At 66.5% G+C, this 775-nt stretch carries 1 protein-coding gene; it reads left to right on the top strand.

Features of this window, described 5'->3' with window-relative positions; all coding sequences use genetic code 11:
- Positions 1–775, top strand: a 775-nt coding sequence (locus tag ACFOM8_RS23050) for an IS256 family transposase (RefSeq protein ID WP_377764690.1), incomplete at both ends; no start/stop codon positions are given.

The raw sequence follows: 775 nt of genomic DNA, 5'->3' as shown, positions 1-775 counted from the left end.
CTTCGTCAGCCGGAATCTGTTGAGGACCCGCTGACCGAGATCGCTCGCGATGGGGCACGCCGGATGCTGGCTGCCGCGCTACGGGCCGAGGCCGACGCCTTCGTCGCGCAACATGCCGAAGAGATCCTGCCAGACGGCCGCCAGCGGGTTGTCCGGCACGGTTACGGGCCGGAGCGCAGCATCCTGACCGGAATCGGTGCGCTCGACGTACAGCGCCCGAAGGTGCGCGACCGCGCCACCGATCAGCCGGCCGAGAAGAAGATCCGCTTCACCTCTGCGATCCTGCCGAAATGGGCGCGGCGTTCGCGCAGCCTCGATGCTCTCCTGCCGGTCCTCTACCTGCGTGGCATCTCGATGGGAGATTTCCAGGAGGTGCTGGCCGCGATCTTGGGGAAAGACGCGCCCAACCTGTCGCCGGATGTGATCTCGCGCCTGACCGGGGAGTGGCAGCAGGATTACGACCGCTGGCAGCGCCGCGATCTCTCGGCCCGGCGGTATGTCTACATCTGGGCGGACGGTGTCTACCTGCAGGCTCGGATGGAGCCGCAGGCCGAATGCATGCTGGTTATTCTGGGGGCAACGCCCGAAGGGAAAAAGGAGCTCGTCGGCTTCCAGGTCGGCGTGCGCGAGAGCGCACAAAGCTGGCGCGAGCTCCTGGTCGACATCAAGGCACGCGGCCTCGGGGTTCCGCCCGAGATTGCCGTCGGCGATGGGGCCATGGGGTTCTGGAAGGCGCTTGACGAGGTCTTTCCGAGCACGCGCCATCAAAGATGCT

This window comes from Paracoccus angustae, assembly GCF_042648745.1.
Taxonomy (GTDB): Bacteria; Pseudomonadota; Alphaproteobacteria; order Rhodobacterales; family Rhodobacteraceae; genus Paracoccus; species Paracoccus angustae.
This window is presented reverse-complemented; position numbering and strand designations above follow the sequence as displayed.